Genomic DNA, 22,277 nt, shown 5'->3' on the forward strand with positions numbered 1-22,277 from the left:
GCAAAAAAGTCCGAGGCGAGTTCTTTCCTCTATTTTTGCATAGTTCACGATATTTATTTTTCCGGCTGATCCGCATTTGGAAAAACGGAAAATGACGACTCCAATTATGCCAAAAATCATTGTTGCAATCGATGGCTATTCCAGTTGTGGCAAAAGCACGACCGCGAAACAGGTTGCAAAACAGCTCAACTACCCCTACATAGACACGGGCGCGATGTACCGGGCTGTGACCTTATATTTTATTCAAAATCACGTCAGTCTTACCAACCCGAAAGAGGTTGAAACTGCATTGAGCAACATTCAGATCTCCTTCCGGCGGCATGCACAGCTGGGCCGCAACGATACTTACCTCAATGGCGCGAATGTGGAAGATGAAATCCGCAAAATGTATGTTTCCGAAAAGGTAAGCGATGTGAGCGCCATTGCCGAAGTACGCCACGCGCTTGTGGCACAGCAGCAGCGAATGGGCAAAACAAAGGGGATTGTCATGGACGGGCGCGATATAGGTACCGTGGTATTCCCGCAAGCTGAGCTGAAAATATTTATGACTGCCGACCCGCTCATTCGTGCACAAAGAAGGCAGATCGAGTTGATGGAGCGCGGCGAGCTGGTAGGGTTGGAAGAGATTGCGGAAAATCTGAAAATGCGCGATCACATCGACACAAACCGAGCCGAAAGCCCGTTGCGACAAGCGGAAGATGCAGTTTACATTGATAACTCCATGATGACGCTTGACGAGCAGGTGGAGCTTGTGGTGCGTCTGGCCGACGAGCAGATCGGACTCTCTCTGCGTCGCCGAAATGCCAGCAAGGCTTGAAAATGGCTGATTTTGACTACGAATACCTGATAGTTGGGCAGGGACTTGCGGGTACAACACTGGCGATGCACTTACTTGATCTGGGTAAGAAAGTTCTTGTTCTGGGAGATTCTACATTGCGTTCTTCTTCTAAAGTAGCCGCAGGAATATTCAATCCGCTGACAGGCAAAAAGCTTGTAAAAACCTGGCTTGCCGATGATCTGTTTCCCTACTCGCAATCATTTTACAAAAAGCTTGAAGATCAGCTGGGTTGCAGGCTTATTTATTCCATTCCTATTTTCCGGCCTTTCAGATCCATTGAGGAGCAGAATACGTATTTGGCTCAAACGGCAGACCCGGCGATTGCACCGTACATTGCAACGGATCAGCGCGCCGACTTGTCTGCCTATGTACAGTCCCCTTTTGGCGGACTGCAGGTAGTACGGTCGGGTTGGGTGGATTTGCCTTTACTACTTGACCAAAGCAAAACGTTTTTTCAGGAAAAAGGGTGTTATCAGGAGGCGAAGTTCAATTCGGAAGATATTCAGATCGATATCCATTCCGTTCGTTATAATGGATTGACATTCAATAAGGTAGTTTTTTGTCAAGGTTTTTTAGGGAACGAAAATCCGTATTTCAGCTGGCTTCCATTTGCGCCGGTAAAAGGCCAGATCCTTGATGTTTCAACTGACATCGTTGTGCCGGATTATATTGTGAACCAGGGAGTATTTATGCTGCCGGTTGGCGAAAGCAACATGCGGGTAGGGGCTACTTACTCCTGGGATCCCCTCGATTGGGAACCTACCAAAGCAGCGGAAGATGAGCTGAAAGAGAAGCTGAATGCATTGATTAAAGTACCGTATCGCATTCAGTCTTCGTCTGCCGGCGTGCGGCCCTCCGTGAAGGACAGGAGACCGCTGCTGGGGATCCATCCCGAGCATAGTAACATATGTATTTTCAACGGTTTAGGTACGAAGGGAGTTACACTGGCACCTTTTTTTGCAAACCAGCTTGCCGGGCACCTGGAAAACGGCAAAGAATTGAATCCGTTAGTTAATATTAAAAGGTATTTTTCGTTATATTTCCGTTGAAGACAGCCCAAGTATTATGAGCATTAGAAATATATACAAACTAATTTTCTCGGTCGGATTAGTAGCACTTACAGGCGTGATAACGCAAACAATGGCGCAGCGCTATCCATCTCAGGAAACTTTCGGAAAGAACCGTGTTCAGTTCAAGAAGTTCAACTGGAAGATTTTCAAGACCACCAATTTTGAAATCTATCATTATCAGGGCGGTACCAATCTTGCCCGTCTCACTGCCCAGTATGCGGAAAGTGAGTTTGACAAAATCACAGATATTCTTGGCTGGACTCCTTACAGCCGCGTCAAAATTTTCCTCTACAATTCACCCGCAGAGCTCGAACAAAGTAATATGGGATTGTCTACGCTGGACAATCTGAACGAGCAGAAGCTGGACCTTTCGCAATCGCGGGTGGAAGTAGCTTATACAGGTGATCAGATCGGTTTTCGCAAGAAGCTGGTGAAAGACATCAGCTTACTTTTTGTATATGACATGCTCTATGGCGGCAACATGAAAGAGGCGCTGCAAAGCTCGCTTTTACTGACGCTTCCTGAATGGTTTATGTCAGGTACCGCCGCTTACATCGCTGACGGCTGGTCGCCAGAGCTGAATGATTACATGCGGGACTTTTTCAAAAACAGGCATGTAAGAAAGCCAACTTTGATGACCGGAAACGACGCAACGCTGATCGGTCAGTCCATTTGGAATTACATTGCTGAGCGTTACGGAAAAGATAAGATCTCAGATATCCTCAATCTTACGCGCATTATCCGCACTGAGCAAACGAGCATCACCAGCACTTTGGGCGTACAATCTTACAACCGCTTTCTCCGGGAATGGCGCGCTTATTATCTCAATCAAAACAAAAACGCAGAGCAGTTTTATGCAGAGCCAAGTCCTTCCTGGAAGTACAAGCTAAATGAGTTCAATGTTTCGGATGCGAGCGCTGTGATCAAAATTTCGCCTGATAAAAAATTTACGGCTGTCAGCGAGATCAAAAATGGCCGGTATCGCGTGTACTTGTTTGATAGCGAAACCCGCTCCAAGAAAATTATCCGTCAGGGAAAACTGGATCTGATCGGCGGAAGAGCCAAAACGCAGCCGCCGCTTTTGGCGTGGTTCAGGAATAACCAGCTGGCTGTGCTTGCTTCCGAAAATGAGCGCAAGAATTTATATATATACGAAAACCTGGGTACTAAGAAGGTGAAGATCAAGCTGAGAAGAAATATCAGGGGCTTGGATCAGATCATGGATATGGACATTTCTCATGATGGTACCATGATGGCTGTGAGTGCAGATAAAGGGGGACAAAATGATTTGTTCCTGATTAGTGTAGCCCGCGCCTCACCACTTGCTTTGACGAATGATCTTTACGACGATCTCTCACCAAGATTTATCCAGGGATCTTCCCGCAAAGTGGTATTCTCATCAAACCGGCCTGTCGATTCAGTAGGTACTGCCGATAAGGGAAGTTACAAATCGATTTCAACTTCCTATACCATTTACGAGCACGACGGAACGCCAAGATCCGCCAATGTCGTAAAGCTGGTGCAAGGCGACGGCAAGTCTAAGCTATTGCCTGTGTATGCTGACGCGAACGATCTGGTTTACCTCTCAAATGGAAAAGGAGTAAATAATCTTTTCAAATACAACAGAGCTTCTTCAACCATATCGCAGCTGACCAACCACATTCAGAACATCCGTAATGCAGATATCAATTTCAAATCGGGTGGTGCGCTGGCTTATACTTATCTGAATGACGGCCATTATGTAGCTGCTTACAAGAATGCATTTGATCTTAATTCAACCATCAACACCCCTGCACTCACCGGGTCCGCTGCCCAGGTTAGTGCCGCGAATATAGGCACAAAGGTAGATTCTGTTAAGCCGGCGGAGCAGCAGGCGGCAGAAACGCCAAAGCTTGCATTGAAAGAGGGCGAAGTTGATACAGACAATTATGAGTTTGATGAAGATGTTTTGAAAGCATTTGAGTCGAAGCGTACCAGAGGCACTTTCCCGACGACGCCCGGCGCGCTTTCCAGAACGAGAGCAACCCGCGAGAACATCGCTATCAAGGGGCCGACTTCTTACAAAGGATTGTTTATCACCAATGACGCAAGTTCGGACTGGCGCGTTGATCCAATCAGAGGGTTCGGGTTTGCACAATCTATTTCGATGAATGATCTGCTCGAAAACCATGTGATCAAGGCAGGATTATTCATCTCCTCGAATTTCCGGAACAGTGATCTGTTTGCTGAATATTCCAATAATACTTATCGCATTGACTTTGGTGTCAGGTTTGACAGAAAAAATCTCTATATCGATACCGAAGGCGCGCCGCAGAAATACCGGTTCAATCAGCTGATGTTCACCGCATCGTACCCATTCTCTACAACGAGCCGCTTCTCTGTTTCGCCTATGTTTACTTCGACCCGCATGATCGATGTTTATATTTTGCCAAATCCGGATCTTGCATCGAGTTACGGCGGCTTACGGAGCGAATATGTTTACGATAATACCCGCGTCAACGGAATGAACATGATGGAGGGTACGCGTTTCAAAGTACGTTACGACATGCACCAGGGGCTAACTGACGGAAATGAGAGTTTCAACCGGGTAAGTCTGGATTTCAGGCACTACCAGAAATTGCACCGCGACCTGATTCTAGCAGTGAGAGCGGCAGCAAGTCACTCAGGCGGCCGCGCTCCAAAGCAGAACATATTGGGTGGTATGGAAAACTGGATAGGAAATAAGAAAGAAAACAGAACCGGGGATAATCCATTGAATTTCCAGAAAGACAACCGGGACATTTTCTTTGCAGACTTCGCTACCAACCTGAGGGGCTTCAATCTAAACCGCCTGTCAGGAACCAGCTATATGCTTGTGAATGCGGAGCTGCGTATTCCATTGGTGAAATACCTGTACCGCGGCGCAATCACATCGAGCTTCCTCCGGAATTTCCAGATCGTAGGTTTTGGGGATATCGGAACAGCATGGACTGGGAAAGGACCATTTAGCGAAAACAACAGTCTGAATACCCAGATCATCGGTACCGAAGACGATCCATTCCGTGCAACTGTTACCAATTATAAAAACCCTTACCTGATGGGATACGGTATGGGTGTAAGAACAACCTTGTTCGGCTTCTACGCGAAGTTTGATTATGCGTGGGGCGTTGACAATGGATATACCGGAAAGGCAGTACCTTATGTAACACTGGGTTATGATTTTTAGGAAAAATTTTAAGTATAAAGTCAAATAATTGGAGTTATAAAGATGGCAGAAGATCAAATCTTCTGCCATTTTTAGTATCTGAGAAGCACTTTCTTATGAAAACTATATCAAAATGAACACACATTACGGAATGCGAAAACTCACTTTTACCGTGCTTTTGCTGCTGGGTATTTATCATTCTGCATCGGCGCAGAGGGAAGTGCTTTACGAGCAATATCTCCAAAATCCAATGTCGATCAATCCGGGATTTACCGGCGTGCGTGAGGATTTCAATATGACGGCCATGTTTCGAAGGAAGTGGTTCAATATCCGGAATTCCCCATCGAGCCAGACTTTCGCGGCAGACGGTACGGTTGCGAACGGCAAGTTTGGAATTGGTTTCCAAGCGCTTAATGACCAAACCAGCTATTTTACTACTACCGGATTTACCGGATCTTTTGCATTTCACCTCGGAATTTCGGACCAATGGAAGCTTGGGCTGGGAGCGCAGGGAGGCATTAACGTGCTGCCCGTAATGGACCAAAGTGGTTATGGCGGCAACAACAAAGCCGTAGGTTCGTTTGGAATAGGTGCGTGGCTGCGTTCAGACAACTTGTATTTCGGTGTTTCAAAACCTGAGTTGCTGGGAGGTAATTTTGGAAACCAGCCCCTGGCCTCAGTATATCGGAGACCGTTGTATATCATGGCGGGGGGGAGCTACGAGCTCGGCGACGAATTGATGCTGCTGCCTCATGTTTTGTTTGTGCAGGAAAAGGACAGAAAGCTTAGGTTCGATTTTGGTACAAGGTTATGGGTAAGTGAAAAAGTGGGGATCGGTGCCTCTTACCGGGCCGGCGGAGGATATACTGCCTTCTCTTCCAAAGTAGATTATCTTCAATTATCGGGTGAAGTACAAGTGGGGAGGAATGTGCGGCTGGGATATTTTTACAGCACCCGCACAGCTGAGCAAATTTACGCTTCTTATACCGGCCCGAAGGGAATTCACGAACTAATGCTGAAATTCGTTCCGAATCCCAAAGGATTTCATAAGTATTAAAATATGCGCAGTAGAAATGTTTTTAAACCCAGTTAAAAGGAGATTTTATTCGTAATCTTTACATAAGTCTCGTACCTTTGTGCCATAAATGAAATAATCACTTTTGTGATGGATAAATACACTTACATAGCAAATTCCGACGCCGCTTACATAGAGGAATTGTACAATTCCTACAAGCAAGATGCCACCTCAGTTGATGAAGGATGGCAGAAGTTTTTTGAAGGATTCGACTTCTATCAAAAATATCCCGTCAATGGTAACGGGCACTCAAACGGGGCTGCTGCCGGTAAGGAAGCCGCCACAGTCGGGAAATCAGATCCCGGCAGGATCCGCAAAGAAATGGAGGTTGTCCATTTAATTCGCGGATACCGTTCACGGGGCCATTTAATGGCCACTACCAACCCAATCCAGAAAAGAAAAGACCGTCGCCCACAACTTGATATTGCCGATTTTAACCTGGGTCCCGAGGATCTGGATACGGTTTTTGAGGCCGGTGTTGAAGTTTTTGGCCGACCTGCAACGCTGAAAGAAATCGTAGAATCGCTCAAAACGATCTACACAAGAAATATAGGTTTCGAATATCTCTACATTCGCGACCGTGAGCAAAAGAGCTGGCTTCGTAAGAAAATCGAGACCGAAGCATTGAAAATGGATTTCTCAATAGATGAGAAAAAACATATTCTTTCAAAGCTGAACGAAGCAGTCGTTTTTGAGAATTTCCTCCATACCAAATACCTTGGACAGAAGCGTTTTTCACTGGAAGGTGGAGAAACGACCATTCCTGCGTTGGACGCGATGATCAACAAAGCCGCCGAAATGGGTGTGGTGGAAGTGATGATCGGAATGGCGCACCGCGGCCGCTTGAACGTGCTCGCCAACATTATGCAAAAGACTTACGGACAGATTTTTAATGAGTTCGAAGGTAATTTGCCAGATCAGGTTTGGGGAGATGGTGACGTGAAATACCACATGGGTTTCGCTAGCCAGATTACCACCAAAGATGGTCACAAAGTGCATATGAAGCTGGCTCCTAACCCTTCTCACCTGGAAGCGGTTAATCCGGTTGTGGAAGGTTATATCCGCGCCCGTGCCGACGGAATGTACGATAGCGACTACGATCGCGTGCTGCCTGTGCTGATTCACGGAGATGCGGCTGTTGCCGGTCAGGGTATCGTTTACGAAGTAACCCAAATGTCGGCACTGAATGGTTATTACACAGGAGGTACTATCCACTTTGTGATCAACAACCAGGTTGGTTTTACAACAGACTTCATTGATGCGAGATCGAGTATCTACTGTACTGATATCGCCAAAATAGTTGATGCGCCGGTACTGCACGTGAATGGGGATGATCCGGAAGCAGTAGTATACTGTATGCGCCTGGCTGTGGAATACCGTCAGAAGTTCAACAAGGATATCTTCATTGACATGGTTTGCTATCGCCGCCACGGACACAATGAAGCAGACGAACCGAAGTTTACGCAGCCGGTTTTATACAAATCGATTGAAACGCACCAGAACCCAAGAGAGATCTATCAGAAGACACTTGCTGACAGGGGTGATGTAGACGCGCAGCTGGCTGCAAATATGGACAAAGAGTTCAAGCAGTTGTTGCAGGAGCGTCTGGACATGGTGAAGCAAAAAGCATTGCCTTATACATTGCCTAAGCTGGAACAGGAGTGGCATACATTACGCAAGTCGAAGCCGGAGGATTTTGAAAAATCACCTGAAACGGGCGTGCCGCTTGATATTCTTGAAAAAATCGGAAAGGCGCTGATTTCAACTCCAGAGAATTTCAACAGACTTAAACAAATCGACAAGCTGCTCAAAGATCGCGAGCAGATGATTTTTGATAAAAAAGAAGTAAACTGGGCTACTGCCGAGCTGCTTGCTTACGGATCCATTCTTGCAGAAGGAAATATCGTAAGACTAAGTGGGCAGGATGTACAGCGCGGTACTTTCTCACACCGCCATGCAGTACTCCGTGATGTGGAAACCAATGCGGCTTACAACAGTCTGCAGCACATTCAGGAAGGCCAGGGCCAATTTATGATCTATAACTCACTGCTTTCTGAGTACGGAGTTTTGGGCTTTGAATTTGGCTATTCAATGGCGAACCCAAATGCACTGGTAATCTGGGAAGCGCAGTTTGGTGACTTTGCCAATGGTACACAGGTGATTATTGACCAGTTTGTAACTTCAAGCGAAACGAAGTGGGACCGCTGGACAGGGCTGGTGATGTTGTTACCTCACGGATATGAGGGACAAGGACCAGAGCACTCGAATGCGCGCCCGGAGCGGTATCTGCAACTTTCGGCTAACTATAATATCATTGTGGCCAATGTGACAACACCTGCCAACTTCTTCCATTTGTTGCGCCGTCAGCTAAAATTCCCATTCAGGAAGCCGCTGATCGTGATGTCGCCCAAATCAATGCTGCGTCACCCGCTTTGTGTTTCTCCGATTGACAGCCTCGTAAACGGCTCTTTCCAGGAAACGATTGGCGATACTTATGCTGATCCGAAGAAAGTGAAGAAGGTACTTCTGTGCACAGGAAAGCTCTACTACGAACTTTACGAGAAACAGCAGGCAGATAAGCGGGACGATGTTGCTATCATTCGTCTTGAACAAATGCATCCATTCCCGCAAACTCAGATCGACGCGCATCTGAACCAGTATCCGGACGCAAAAGTATATTGGGTGCAGGAAGAACCTTTCAACATGGGCGGCTGGACATTTATGCTGCGAATGTACAAAGGCGCGAAACCGCTGCAAGTAATCGCCCGTGAGTCAAGTGCATCACCTTCGACAGGTTTTGCCAAGATCCACTCAAAAGAGCAGGCGGAGATTATCAGAAGAGCTTTTGAATGATTGTTCCCATAAATTAAGACTTAATTCGACAACAAGATTGCAGATAAAATGGCTGAAATTGAAATAAAAGTACCGCCCGTTGGCGAGTCTATTACCGAGGTTACAATAGGAAATTGGTTCAAAAATGATGGGGACTTTGTGAAAATGGATGAGGTCATTTGTGGATTAGACTCAGATAAAGCAACTTTTGAGTTAACCGCAGAGGCAGAAGGTACCCTGCATATCAAAGCGCAGGAAGGAGATACACTCAGCATCGGCGACCTGATCGCAACAATTGATTCCGCTGCGAATGGGGCTTCAAATGCGCCTGCTCCTAAATCCGAAGCAGCAGCTCCTGCGGCATCTGCGCCAGAAGAGCCTGCGGCTGAGAAAATGGAAGATAAGGCAGCTGAACCTGCTGCTGTTGCGACAGCACCTGCAACAAGCGAAGCTTCCAAAGTGTACGAAATGAAAGTACCGACAGTAGGAGAGTCTATTACCGAGGTTACCATTGCTTCATGGAGCAAAAAAGATGGTGACCACGTGGAAGTAGACGAGATCCTTTGCGAGCTTGAATCGGACAAAGCCACATTTGAGTTACCAGCAGAAGCTGCCGGAACACTCAGAATTGTTGGTCAGGAAGGCGATACACTGGCGATCGGTGCAGTAATTTGTACAATCGAACAAGGTGCCGGCGCTCCTGCTCAGGCGCAGCAGCAATCTGCGCCTGCAAAGACAAGTGCACCTACGGAAAAAGCTTACAGCGAAAAGCACGCATCTCCGGTAGCTGCCAAAATACTTGCTGAAAAAGGCATTGATCCAAAAGACGTAAATGGATCAGGCTCAGGTGGCAGGATCATGAAAGACGATGCATTGAAAGCAGGTAGCAAACCTGCATCGGCTCCTCAGCCAGCCAGTGCGCCAGCGCCAAAACCAGCCGCAGCTCCCGCCGGAGCACGCTCACAACGTCGCGAGAAAATGTCATCTCTCCGCAAAACCATTGCGCGCCGTCTGGTAGCAGTGAAAAACGAGACCGCCATGCTGACCACTTTCAACGAGGTGGACATGAAGCCGGTAATGGATCTGCGGAATAAGTTTAAAGATAAGTTCAAGGAAAAGCACGAAGTTGGACTCGGCTTTATGTCTTTCTTCGTGAAAGCGGTAACTGTTGCATTGAAGGATTTCCCAGTCGTGAATGCTTCGATCGACGGTGACGAGCTGGTATATAACGACTTTGCTGACATTTCAGTGGCAGTATCAACACCACGCGGACTGGTTGTACCTGTGATCCGCAATGCGGAAACACTCTCTTTCGCTGCTATCGAGAAAGAAATCGTGCGTTTGGCAGTACGTGCCCGCGATGGTAAACTGGGAATGGACGAAATGTCAGGCGGAACATTCACGATCACAAACGGCGGAACATTTGGTTCAATGATGTCAACACCGATCATCAACGCACCACAATCTGCTATCCTCGGAATGCATAATATCGTTGAGCGTGCCGTAGTAGTAGACGGACAAATCGTGGTTCGCCCGATCATGTACGTAGCACTTTCTTACGATCACCGGACTATCGACGGAAAAGATTCAGTGAGCTTCCTCGTAAGAGTAAAGCAGCTTCTCGAAGATCCAATGCGTTTGTTACTGGACATGTAATGACCAGAAGATAAATTAATGTCAGAAACGCCCGGCTTGCCGGGCGTTTCTGTTTATATTGTTATCAAATCGAACCTATGATAACAAAGCTACTCCTCTCGTTTTCAATACTTGTGACCGTACCAACAAGTTTGTTGGCGCAGCATGATTATCCTAAGATCAAACGCGTGCTCGGACGGTATATATCAGAAAAAAGGTTTATTACAACGGAGCAGGTATCTTACTGGCTTGAAAATGCTGATCCTGATGCGCACCGAAGTTTTATTGCCGGACAAAGGGTTGTAAAAAGAGGTGGTATCGTCGCAATCGTTGGGGGGAGTGTTGCTGCTGTAGGTGGTGCTATTGGAGCGGTGGAGGGATTTGGTACTTTGATTTCGCTAGGAGCCCACGAGGCAACGCTTACCGGACCTATAATTCTGCTTGCTGGAAGTGCAGTCGCCATCCCAGGATTCGCCATTATGATAGCCGGGAAGAGCAGAAAAAATCGGGCTGTTAAGCACTATAATGCGACCATCAGTCACCCCAACGAAAGCGCCTATTTTTATCACAACATCTCGCCTGGGCGCATTGCGATAGGTATCAGATTTTAATCTTTCCGCAACTTCTCATTCTCCTTGTGCCTGTCTTTGTCGCGGGCTGTTTTCTTTGCAATGTTCTTTTCCAAAGCTTCGGTGAGATTGATACCGGTCTGGTTGGCGATGCAGATCAATACCCAAAGTACATCCGCCATTTCATCGCCCAGGTCTTTTTCAAGATCGCTTTTTTTGAAAGACTGATCACCATAAGTACGCGCCATAATCCGCGCCAATTCACCTACCTCTTCCGTCAGGATCGTCATATTTGTCAACTCCGAAAAGTAACGAACCCCATAAGTTTTGATCCACTGATCAACATCGTCCTGCGCTTGCTGAATGGTCATGGTTTTGGTTTTGAATGATTGAACGATTGAATGATTGAATTAGTGAATGAGTGAATATTTGTTTAAAGGAGGAGCGGGGAGGGATGTTTGAAAACTTAAACTCATGAACTCTCAAACTCATCCTCCCTTTCCTCCCTCCTCCCTTTCCTCCCTTTCTTCAAACCCTGTTCTTCGAATCGATCACAATCGTCACCGGGCCGTCGTTTAGCAGCTCTACTTTCATGTCGGCGCCGAATTGGCCGGTTTGGATTGGTTTTCCCAGTTCGGTTTCTAGGAAACGGATCATTTTTTCGTACATAGGAACAGCGATATCATGTTTCGCGGCTTCGATGAAGGAAGGTCTGTTGCCTTTTTTGGTGCTGGCGTGTAGTGTGAATTGACTAATCAGCAGTATATCTCCATTCACGGATTGTAAGTCTAAGTTCATTTTACCTTCATCATCGTTGAAAACACGAAGTCCGACAATCTTTTTTCCTAACCATTGAATATCGTCATTATTGTCGAGGTGAGTTATTCCCAGCAACACAAGAAAGCCAATATTAATCTCTCCATTGACCTTCGAATCAATGGTAACGGAAGCGTGGGTTACCCGCTGTATAACTGCGATCATAAGGGATATTCTGAAATTTGGAGGTTCCAAAATTAAGCTGATTCAATAGGAATCCGCATGCCGATCACTCCTTTTTGATAAAGATTTAGCTTTGGCAGACAAGCTTGAACGTGAATACTTGCCGGTTAATAAGAGTAATAGTTGTTTGTAGTAAACAGTAGAATAATTTCTACTCAGATTGGTTAAATTCAATGATGATACGTCAGGTTCTAATCTAACAACCTATTATGGAGAAGCTTATAACATTTACACTACATACTTTGGCTGCGATGTTCTGTTGCCAGTTAGGTGCTGCAGCTTTTGACGGTACCGGTACGATTACTTCCTCGGGCAAGTCGCGCAGCTTCATTTTTCATGCTCCGGGAAATGCAGTTCCGGAGAATTTGCCCGTATTGCTCATTTTTCATGGAGATAACGGCTCTGGCGCTGCAATCAGGAATACGACGCTATTCAATGCGACTGCTGATGCAAACAACTTCATAGCTGTTTATCCGAATGCAGATACCGATGGGGGCGGCTGGCACCGCGCGATCGATCAAACGAAAGATGTCGTTTTTACTTCCGATCTGATCGACTATCTCTGTGCTACTTACCACATTGATGCCAAGAGAGTGTACGCAACCGGACTTTCCGCAGGTGGTTTTATGACCTATAATCTGGCTGTCAACTTGCCGGGCAAGATCGCTGCTTTTGCGCCCGTTGCCGGGAATATGTACGCAAATAATGGGAACTACACTTATTTCAGCGGACCGAATTTCAAGCCTGTTCCTATTCTGCACATTCACGGAGACGCAGATAATGTGGTGAGTTACCCAGATCCCAATCACACCCCAACACCGTGGAGCGAGTGGCCGCTTACACAATGGTCTTATTATTCATGCAGCAAAACGACCTACACACTTCCGAATGAGCAAATTGCCACTTCTGTTACAAAACTCAGATTCTGCGTTGGGACTCCGCCCTCCGGGAAGGAGATTTCATTGATCAGAGTACAGGGAATGGGGCACGCGTGGCCGGTAACGGCGAATTTTAATCCAAATCAAACCATCTGGGATTTTGTAAAAAAATACAGTATTGAGTCAGCTGCAACCTGCGCCGTAGAACCGGAGCTACCCACGCATGCGGAAGGTACCATCCACACGGACGGAAGAAATATAGTGAGTCCGTGCGATCAGGTTTTTGTGCCAATGGGCGTGAATTATTCTCTTGCCGATGACTGGGAATTTCCCGCCAACATCAATGGCGATCCCACCAATGTAAATGACGAATTGTCCGCTGAGATTATCAAAGCGAAGCCGAATACCGTGCGGATCCAATGGTATGCAAACAGGCAGAGCGGGTGGAAACCATACGCTGTATCCGATCTGGATATAGTGGTCACGCGCTTCCGCCAGGCCGGAATTGTTTCTGTACTTGAACTGCATGATGTAACCTGTTCGAACGATTATACCAAGTTTACTTCCGTTATTTTACCATGGTGGAAGCAGCAGGCAGTTCTTGACCTTATCGAAAAACACCGGGGCTTTGTGATCGTGAATGTGGCAAACGAATTCGGTACCGTTAAATGGGCCGCAAACCAGATGCAGGCTTACAATACCTGGCTGACTTATTACAAAAACGTGATCGGTCAATTACGTACAGCGGGTATTGAGGTGCCGATCATGATAGATGCGCCTGATTGCGGGCAGAGCCTCGATGTGGCTTTGCAGGCTGGGAGTGCATTGAAAGCAGAAGATCCACTGCATAATATCATCATGAGTGCGCACGGATATTGGTATACTGATAATGCAGCCGCAATGGAAGCGCGGGTCCAGCAAATCGCAAATGCTTCTTTCCCCATTGTTTTGGGTGAAATTGCAAATATTCAGGACGCTACCGGACCTTGTTCTGATGCCATTACCAGCTATACTGATCTGCTGCAAAGCTGTAAAAACCACCAGGTGGGCTGGCTTGCCTGGACCTGGACGGACGATTGGTGCGATGGGGCAAATGGACGCAGGATCAGCTTAAATGGCGACTTCACAAACTTGTCAGTTTACGGGAATACGATTATCAATAATCCTGACTTCGGACTAGCCGCAAATGCACAGAAAATGCAGATTGGCTGTTTGAACCAGCCGCCGTTACCGGTGAAGTTAATGACCTTTGAGGTCACCAAAGAAGAAAACAATGCAGTCAGCTTGCTTTGGAAAACAAGCAGCGAGCAAGATTTTGATCGCTTTGAGGTGGAGCGAGGTACAGATGCTAAAAGCTTCAAGCTTGTAAAAACAGTAACCCCATCGAAATCATCGACAGGCGGGAGCTACAATTACCTGGATCAGGGACTGGCAGGAGGTATTTATTATTACCGGCTCAAAATGCTGGATGCGGATGGAAGTTTTACTTATTCTAAGATCAGGTCTGTCCAGTTTTCGGCATCTTCACAATTCACCGTCTTTCCGTCGCCCACCAAGGATTACATTGTTGTAAAATCTGAAACCTACAAGACTCCACTGAACATTCAGATTCTAGATTTTTCGGGGCGGTATATTGTAAGCAAAACAGTGCGACAAGCAGATGAAAAAATTGATATCCGAGAACTCAAAGATGGATTGTATATTGTAACTGTGAACGGTACGGTTGCAGGGAAGATTGTAGTGAGTAAATAGTTCATATACTTTCATGAAAGAAGAGAGAATATCGGTTTTTGACATTTTCAAAATTGGCATCGGACCGTCCAGTTCGCATACGCTCGGACCGTGGCGCGCGGCGCAACAGTTTCTCAATGTCGTTAAATCTCGTGGAAAACTTGATCAGGTGCGAGCGGTTTACGTGCATTTGTATGGATCTTTGGCCAAAACAGGAAAAGGGCACGGTACCGACATTGCTGTGATCCTCGGCCTGAGCGGCTATGATCCGGTTTCCATTGAAACCCGCGCAATTGATCAGATCCTGGCTGACATTGCTTCGCAAGAAACTACATTGCTCCACGGTGAAATGGAAATCTGTTTTTCGCCCAAAGAACACGTGGTATTCCATAGAAATGAATCACTGCCCTTTCATCCCAATGGACTTACATTCATTGCCGATTGCACCGACAGTACTTTGCAAGAGACTTACTATTCAATCGGTGGTGGATTTGTAATTCAGGAAGGGGAGAACCAAGGAGGGGTCACAAGCCTGATCTCACTTCCATTCCCAATCGATTACGCCTCCGATCTCTTGAAATGGCACAAGGTGTCAGGTAAAACTATTTGGGAGATCGTTTTGGAAAATGAAAAAGCGTGGCGCGATGAGGCAACAATCCGTACCGACTTAATGCAGATCTGGCGGGTAATGCAGGATAGCATTTTCCACGGCTGTCAGGCCGCTGGTGAATTACCTGGCGGGTTACATGTTCGAAGGAGAGCTGCCGCATTGAACCGGAAACTGTTGCAAGAACAGGATTGCGCAGGCTGTGCAGACTGGGTCGACAAGATCAGAGCCGGCGGGACGGGGTTCAATTATACGCTGGATTGGGTAAGTTGCTTTGCACTGGCTGTCAATGAAGAAAATGCGTCTTACAGCAGGGTAGTTACTGCTCCTACCAATGGCGCGGCAGGCGTAATCCCGGCCGTGATCCAATTTTACATTACATTCTGCGGCGGTACCGACGAGGACATTTTCAAGTTCTTACTGACTGCCGGCGAGATCGGAAGTATTTTCAAGAAAGGCGCTACTATTTCTGCTGCCATGGGCGGCTGCCAGGCTGAAATCGGCGTATCGTCGGCGATGGCTGCTGCTGGCTTGGCGCAGGTTTCGGGCGGTTCCGTTGAGCAGTGTTTAATGGCGGCGGAAATAGCAATGGAGCATCACCTCGGGTTAACGTGCGATCCTGTTGGGGGTTTGGTGCAAATTCCCTGTATAGAACGTAATACAATGGGCGCGATCAAGGCAATTACAGCGTCTCAGCTTGCATTGCAGAGCAATCCCGACAATGCAAAAGTATCGCTCGATAATGTGGTACAAACCATGTGGCAAACTGCGCTGGATATGAACCATCGGTACAAGGAAACCTCTGAAGGAGGACTGGCTGTAAATATCCCGATCAGTCTGAGCGAATGCTGAGCCTACAAGTCCAGCAACAAATGCGCGAGTCCGAAATACACACCGTACCCGATCAAATCGTTGGCAGTTGTAATAAACGGACCGGAAGCCACAGCCGGGTTGATCCCGATCCTTTCCAGCAAAATGGGTGTAATTGTTCCCATAAACGAGGCCAGGAAAACCACTGACATCAAAGCCGTCGAAACGACCATCGCAAGCTGCACCTCATTCCCGATCAGGAGATTAAACCCGAAAACAATGGCGCTGATGATTAGCCCGTTGATAAATGCGACTGCAAACATCCGGATCAAACGCTTGCCGACAGTAGTATCCAATCCCGTTTTATCAGCCAGACTTTGCAGGATAATGGAAGATGTTTGAATGCCGACATTCCCGCCGGTTGATCCGATAATGGGAATGAATGCAGCCATTGCAGGAATGATTTTCAAATCACCTTCAAAGAAACTGATGAATTTGGCGGCTAGAATTCCTCCCATCATTCCTACCAACAGCCATGGCAGGCGCGCTTTGGTTTGCTGCCAAATTGTATCATCTTCCTCAACATCTCCCGTAATACCCGCCATTGCAAGCGTATCCGAGCTTGCGAGATCGGTAATTACGTCAATCACGTCGTCAATGGTAATGCGGCCGAGGAGTTTGCCTTGTACATTCACAACCGGCAATGCGTCCAGGTCATAGCGCTGCATTAGCTCCGCGACTTCAACGGCCGGGCGGTAGGTTTCTACAAAAATCACATCTTTATCATACAGACTTTCAATGCGCGTGTTTTTGTGTGCAAGAACAATCTTTTTCAGTGACAGAATACCGTGCAACTTGCCAAAATCGTCCACTACATACACGGCGTACACTTTGCCCACATCTTCCGCCTGTTTTCTGAGCTCTTCAATGCATTGATTAACAGTCCAGTTTACATTCGCTTTCACCAGCTCTTTCTGCATCAGACCGCCCGCGACATCTTCATCGTAATGCAGCAGATCAAGGATAAAACGCGCTTGCTCCCTGTCTTCCAGCAATGCAATTACCTCTTCCCGAACGCGGATCGGCTGTTCGTTGAGCAAATCCACGGCATCATCGGAATCAAACAGATTAACAAAACGCGATATTTCCTCGGAGGTAAATGCTTTCAGAAACTCCCGTCTTTCGCTGGGCTCCATATCCGCGAGAATGGCGGCGCCCGTTTCCAGGTCTAGCTGGCTGATCAGGTATTTGCCGCTTTCGGTTTCCAGCTCGTAAAGTAAGCTGGTTATATCCGCAGGATATACATTTTCTATCTCCGACCGGATAGCCGCAGCGTCTTGTCTTGCAATTAATTCCTGTATATGGTCAACGTAGAGTTGGGTTAGCTCGAAAGTCATTTCTTAACAGCTTTTGGCGGTTAGCATTTAGCGATTAGCTTTTAGCTTACAATTTGTGTTTATCGGGAATCCCGAATTAGGCAGGCAGGTTTTCTGCGAGTTTGGTGAGCTCGACAAAATCATTGACACTGAGTTGTTCCGCTCTCTTGTCCAGCAAAGGGGTTTCCGGGAAAATTCCGATCGGCTTCAATGCATTGCGCAACGTTTTCCGTCTCTGGTTGAAGCCTGTTTTAACAACGGTAAAAAACTTCCGCTCGTCACAATCCAGCTTTTGAACACTGTTCCGTCTCAATCTGATTACACCGGATTGAACTTTCGGTGGCGGATCGAACGCGCCGGGAGGCACGGATACCAGGTAATCTATATCATAAAATGCCTGTAAAAGCACACTCAGAATACCATAATCCTTATTCCCGGGCGGCGAGGCAATGCGCATTGCTACTTCCTTTTGAAGCATGCAGACAATCTCGGGAATGTGATCCCTGATTTCCAATGCGCGAAAAAAGATCTGTGAAGAAATATTATAGGGAAAGTTTCCGATAATTGCGAAAGGCTCGTTGAAATAGCTGACGGTATCAAACCTCAAAAAATCGCCTCCGATAATTCTCGGTGCAAGTTCCGGGTAATGCTGTTCAAGGTAGGTGACAGATTCTCTGTCGATCTCGATAACAGAAGTAGTGAAATCCGCTTTAGATAAAAGGAACTGAGTGAGTACCCCCATTCCCGGTCCTATCTCCAGAACCTGTTTATACCCGCCGTGACCGGACAGCCCGTCGACAATGCGTTGAGCAATATTTAAGTCTTTCAGAAAGTGTTGGCCAAGGTGCTTTTTAGCTCTTACTCTCCCGTCATTCGGTTTTTTATAATTCGTTTTCACGAACCAAAATTACGTCTTAATTCGTAGATTTATCGAATAAAGAATTGGAAGGAACCTTAAAAGTGCGTTGATCCCCAAACCATGGAAATGATTTTGTCGCAGGCCGACTGGCATACTATACACGCTACACTTCAGCATTTAAATCTGATCGGAATAACCTTTTCTCCTGACTTCACCATCAGGAATATAAGTGCTCATGCATTGATGAAAACGGGCTGGCTGGAATCTGACCTGCTGGGCCAGAGCATATTTGACCGGCTGATCCCGAAAGAAGAGGAATACGAAGTGCGGCAAATGCTCGAAGAGGGTATCCAGGGAAAACGGAAGCTCGAACAACGCGAAATTCCATTCCTGGCACAAAAAGGCGCGGTACGTACTTTCTCCATTAATTCGGTGCTGATCCACCGGGAAGGTGATGAGATTGAATGCATTACGCTGGTTGGTGACGATATCACCAGGCGGCGGAGAATGGAATCTTCGATCGCCAAATCGAACTCGCAGCTGCAGGATCTGGTAGATAATACCAGCGACCTGATCCAGCTGGTTGCGATTGATGGCAAATTCATTTTTGTGAATAAAGCCTGGCGGGAGGTACTCGGCTATGGGCTCGACGAAATAGCTTCCATGCGAATGGAGGATATCCTGCATCCGCAACATAAAGAGCAGGCGCTGGAACAATTAAAGAAAATTGAGCAGGGTAATTCCAATTCCAATTTTGAAGCGGTTTTTCTAAGCAGGGAGGGGAAAAAGGTATTTGTCTCAGGCAGCGTCAATTGTCGGTACGATAATGGAAAACCGACTGCATTCAGATGCATTCTCAATGACTTTACTGAAAAGATTAGAGCAGAAAAGGCGCAGAACCTGTATTACAGCATTGCAAACTGGACCGTTACAACCCAGAATCTCGACGATTTTTACCACAGCATTCACGAAGAGCTTGGTAAGATCATTGATGTAAAAAACTTCTTCATCGCACTTTACGATCAGAGCAAAAGCTTCATTTATTTCCCGTATTACGTTGATCAGTACTTTCAGGGCAATGTTCGGTTTACAAAACGGAAGCTGGGAAATGGCGTAACGGAATATGCGATCGCTTCGAACAAACCTTTGTTTTTGTCCGACGGGGACATTGAACAACTCGCTAAAACCAACAGCTTATACCTGTACGGAGTTACCCCCAAGCAGCTTTTGTGCGTGCCGCTACGGATAGGCGACCGGGTTACGGGCATTATTGGGGTGAAATCCTATGATGATCCCAATATGTTTGACGCGCGCGACCTCGAACTGCTCGAATTTATTTCCGGGCAAGTGGCGCTCGCGATCGCAAGAAAGCAGAGCGAGGAAGAGCTGAGCAAATATGTGGCCCGTCTGAATGCGATCTTCGACAGCAGCTCGCATTTGATCTGGTCAGTGAACAAATCGCTGCAGCTGACATCTTTCAACAGAAATTACGCAGACCTGATCCAGAACCAACTCGGCGTGCGTCCGTCGCTTCAATCCAGTCCTGAGAAGTTTGGATGGAGGATGGTGGGCAACAGCAACCGGCGCACGCTCGAATCCAAATACCGGCAGGCGTTGCGCGGAGAAGCGCAGTACTTTGAGTTCAAAATCGAGCGGAAGGATGGGAGCAACATGTGGCTTGAATTTTACCTCAATCCGATCCATTATGCCGACGGCGTGATTGAGGAAGTATCCGGTATAGCCCGCGACATTACCCGCCGGAAAGAGGCAGAATTGTCGCTGCGGCACAGTGAGGAGCTTTTCAGGGGGATATTTGAAAACCTGCAGGATATCTATTGCCGGATTGACCGGCGCGGCGAAATTACGATGATAAGCCAGTCGGTACTGAAAAGGCTGGGTTATTTGCCTGAGGAAGTGATCGGGCACAAGGTTGTCGAATTCTTCCCGGACAAAAAGCGGATCCATTCTGCATTGATCAGGCTGAGAAAAACGAAGAGCCTGCGAAACTTCGAGATCACGCTTTACCGGAAAGACGGGACAGAGCGGCAGTTTATGATCAATATGCTCATGTTCTCGAATGAAAAAGGCAAGCCGACCGAAGTGGCTGTACTGGCGCGCGACATTACCGAGTTGAAACGCAATGAGCTGGAACTGCTGAAAGCCAAAGAACATGCGGAACGATCACTGAAAGTGAAGGAGGGATTTTTGGCCAATATGAGCCACGAGATCCGTACCCCAATGAATGGCGTGATCGGTATGATTGATCTGCTCGGCGAAACACCGCTGAATGTAGAGCAAAAAGATTACGTGCTCACGATCAAACGTTCATCGGAAACGCTGCTGAATATTCTCAATGACATTCTCGACCTTTCCAAAATTGAGGCCGGCAAAATGGAGCTTCATCAAAGCCCCATTTCTGTGGAAGAGCTGCTTTTGAAGCTGGTTTCGCTTTTTGGACAAACCGCAAAAAGCAAGAATAATACATTGACTTATCACATTGCGCCCGATATCCCCAGGTTTATCGTCGCCGATCAGACGCGCCTTTTGCAGATCCTCTCAAATCTGACTTCGAATGCATTGAAGTTCACCGAGAATGGTGCTGTGAATGTCTACCTCACATTGGTGAAAAAAGACGGGCTGAGGCACAAAATCAAGGTGGAAGTGCAGGATTCGGGGATTGGTATCAGTGCCACGGACAAACAGATTCTGTTTACCTCATTTACGCAGCTTGATAATTCTTCCCGCAAATCTTTCGGCGGTACAGGTCTGGGGCTGGCGATTTCCAAGCAGTTGTGCGAGCTGATGAATGGAGATATCGGCGTCGAATCTACATTGGGGCAGGGAAGTACTTTCTGGTTTACATTCGAGACTTTGGAAACGACAGGCGCATTGGTGAGTAACCTCGCTCCGGTGGAAGAAACGCACATTGAAAACGTATTTTCAACTTACCACCCCAGTATCCTGCTGGTAGACGACAATGCAGTGAACCGGAAAGTGGCATTTGAAATCCTCAAAAAGTCCGGCTGCGATGTTGACCTGGCCGAGAGCGGATTCAAAGCAATCGAGATCGTGGAAAGCCGGGTTGAAAAGCAGATTCCGCTTTACGACATTATTTTTATGGATATTCAGATGCCGGATATGGACGGTGTTCAAACTTCTCAGGAATTACGGAAAAAGTTTCAGGGATTGCCGCCGATCGTAGCTATGACCGCCTATTCCATGAAAGAAGACCGTGACCGGTTTATCAGTCAGGGAATGGATGATTATATCGCCAAGCCGATCCGCGCACAGACTTTAATCCAAAAGGTTAAAGAAATTATAGCAAGCAAAACAGTACAGCACGCCGCAGTTGTCAGTGCTCCCGACTTATCAGAGCCCGAAGTGCCGGTGCTGGATAAAGAAATTATAGATCAGCTGAATGAAATCGGCGGCGCAGATCTGGTCTGGTCTGTTTTTGACGACTTCGTTACCGAGTCAAACGAGCTTATAGCAGGTGCATTAACTGCGTACGCTGCTGGCGACATTCCTACTGTAAAGAGCAATTTGCATACATTGAAAGGCAGCGGTGGTACGGTGGGAGTAGCGCAGGTGGCCGAGATTGCAAGAGACGCAGAGTGGAGGTTGAAATCCGATGATACAAGCACTTTGGCAGAAGCATTGCCGCAACTGAAAGCAGCTTACGACGTTTTTCTTAATCAGTATGAAGGCTTATTGAAAGATTGGTTAAAATCGAAGTAGAATTTCTATCGAGTGAAAAGGTGGATTGATCTATAAACTCGCGCAGATCTGTCGATTGTAAAGGTCCCCCGGGAAA

General features: G+C 47.0%; 14 protein-coding genes. 10 read left to right on the plus strand and 4 right to left on the minus strand.

The features are described from left to right. Positions 1 to 106: 106 nt before the first annotated feature. The 7 genes from cmk to Q369_RS0109545 all read left to right on the plus strand — a co-directional run bounded on the left by cmk (position 107) and on the right by Q369_RS0109545 (position 11,245). On the plus strand, positions 107 to 817 hold the full coding sequence (gene cmk, locus Q369_RS0109515; protein WP_031527573.1) for a (d)CMP kinase: 711 nt from the start codon (positions 107 to 109) through the stop codon (positions 815 to 817). Between the two features lie 2 nt (positions 818 to 819). Further along, complete coding sequence (locus tag Q369_RS0109520; RefSeq protein ID WP_031527574.1) at positions 820 to 1,887, plus strand: NAD(P)/FAD-dependent oxidoreductase; 1,068 nt, start codon at positions 820 to 822, stop codon at positions 1,885 to 1,887. Between the two features lie 16 nt (positions 1,888 to 1,903). Beyond that, on the plus strand, positions 1,904 to 5,113 hold the full coding sequence (locus Q369_RS0109525; RefSeq protein WP_031527575.1) for a hypothetical protein: 3,210 nt from the start codon (positions 1,904 to 1,906) through the stop codon (positions 5,111 to 5,113). Between the two features lie 112 nt (positions 5,114 to 5,225). Beyond that, on the plus strand, positions 5,226 to 6,149 hold the full coding sequence (locus Q369_RS0109530; RefSeq protein ID WP_051663992.1) for a PorP/SprF family type IX secretion system membrane protein: 924 nt from the start codon (positions 5,226 to 5,228) through the stop codon (positions 6,147 to 6,149). 108 nt (positions 6,150 to 6,257) lie between these two features. Continuing rightward, entirely contained in the window at positions 6,258 to 9,020 is a 2,763-nt protein-coding gene (locus tag Q369_RS0109535; protein WP_031527577.1) for a 2-oxoglutarate dehydrogenase E1 component, read from the plus strand. Positions 9,021 to 9,068: 48 nt separating this feature from the next. Then, on the plus strand, positions 9,069 to 10,655 hold the full coding sequence (gene odhB, locus Q369_RS0109540) for a 2-oxoglutarate dehydrogenase complex dihydrolipoyllysine-residue succinyltransferase (protein ID WP_031527578.1): 1,587 nt from the start codon (positions 9,069 to 9,071) through the stop codon (positions 10,653 to 10,655). 77 nt (positions 10,656 to 10,732) lie between these two features. After that, on the plus strand, positions 10,733 to 11,245 hold the full coding sequence (locus tag Q369_RS0109545; RefSeq protein ID WP_157488125.1) for a hypothetical protein: 513 nt from the start codon (positions 10,733 to 10,735) through the stop codon (positions 11,243 to 11,245). Here Q369_RS0109545 and Q369_RS0109550 read toward each other — a convergent pair. Together Q369_RS0109550 and dtd are read right to left on the minus strand one after the other, a co-directional pair. After that, positions 11,242 to 11,574 carry a nucleotide pyrophosphohydrolase gene (locus Q369_RS0109550; RefSeq protein ID WP_031527580.1) on the minus strand — a complete coding sequence of 111 codons (333 nt, stop codon included), beginning with the start codon at positions 11,572 to 11,574 and terminating at the stop codon, positions 11,242 to 11,244. The genes Q369_RS0109545 and Q369_RS0109550 overlap by 4 nt on opposite strands. Before the next feature lie 157 nt (positions 11,575 to 11,731). Next, positions 11,732 to 12,184, minus strand: coding sequence for a D-aminoacyl-tRNA deacylase (dtd, locus tag Q369_RS0109555; protein ID WP_031527581.1), 453 nt, complete (start codon positions 12,182 to 12,184; stop codon positions 11,732 to 11,734). A 227-nt stretch (positions 12,185 to 12,411) separates the two neighbouring features. Between dtd and Q369_RS0109560 the strand changes: the two genes are divergently transcribed. After that, positions 12,412 to 14,832, plus strand: a complete 2,421-nt coding sequence (locus tag Q369_RS0109560; RefSeq protein WP_084165694.1) for a cellulase family glycosylhydrolase — start codon at positions 12,412 to 12,414, stop codon at positions 14,830 to 14,832. Positions 14,833 to 14,845: 13 nt separating this feature from the next. Then, positions 14,846 to 16,270 carry an L-serine ammonia-lyase gene (locus Q369_RS0109565; protein WP_031527583.1) on the plus strand — a complete coding sequence of 475 codons (1,425 nt, stop codon included), beginning with the start codon at positions 14,846 to 14,848 and terminating at the stop codon, positions 16,268 to 16,270. 2 nt (positions 16,271 to 16,272) lie between these two features. Here the strand turns inward: Q369_RS0109565 and mgtE are convergent, their stop codons facing one another. Together mgtE and rsmA are read right to left on the minus strand one after the other, a co-directional pair. Continuing rightward, positions 16,273 to 17,625 (minus strand): magnesium transporter, encoded by a 1,353-nt coding sequence (gene mgtE / locus Q369_RS0109570; RefSeq protein ID WP_031527584.1) that lies wholly within the window; start codon positions 17,623 to 17,625, stop codon positions 16,273 to 16,275. Positions 17,626 to 17,701: 76 nt separating this feature from the next. Then, the gene (gene rsmA / locus Q369_RS0109575; RefSeq protein ID WP_031527585.1) at positions 17,702 to 18,502 is read right to left on the minus strand and encodes a 16S rRNA (adenine(1518)-N(6)/adenine(1519)-N(6))-dimethyltransferase RsmA; all 801 of its coding nucleotides are present in this window, start codon (positions 18,500 to 18,502) and stop codon (positions 17,702 to 17,704) included. Positions 18,503 to 18,583: 81 nt separating this feature from the next. Here rsmA and Q369_RS0109580 point away from each other — a divergent pair, with 81 nt between their 5' ends. Further along, positions 18,584 to 22,201 carry a PAS domain S-box protein gene (locus Q369_RS0109580; RefSeq protein ID WP_031527586.1) on the plus strand — a complete coding sequence of 1,206 codons (3,618 nt, stop codon included), beginning with the start codon at positions 18,584 to 18,586 and terminating at the stop codon, positions 22,199 to 22,201. Positions 22,202 to 22,277 lie beyond the last annotated feature (76 nt).

The sequence above is a fragment of the Dyadobacter crusticola DSM 16708 genome (genome assembly GCF_000701505.1).
Classification (GTDB): domain Bacteria; phylum Bacteroidota; class Bacteroidia; order Cytophagales; family Spirosomataceae; genus Dyadobacter; species Dyadobacter crusticola.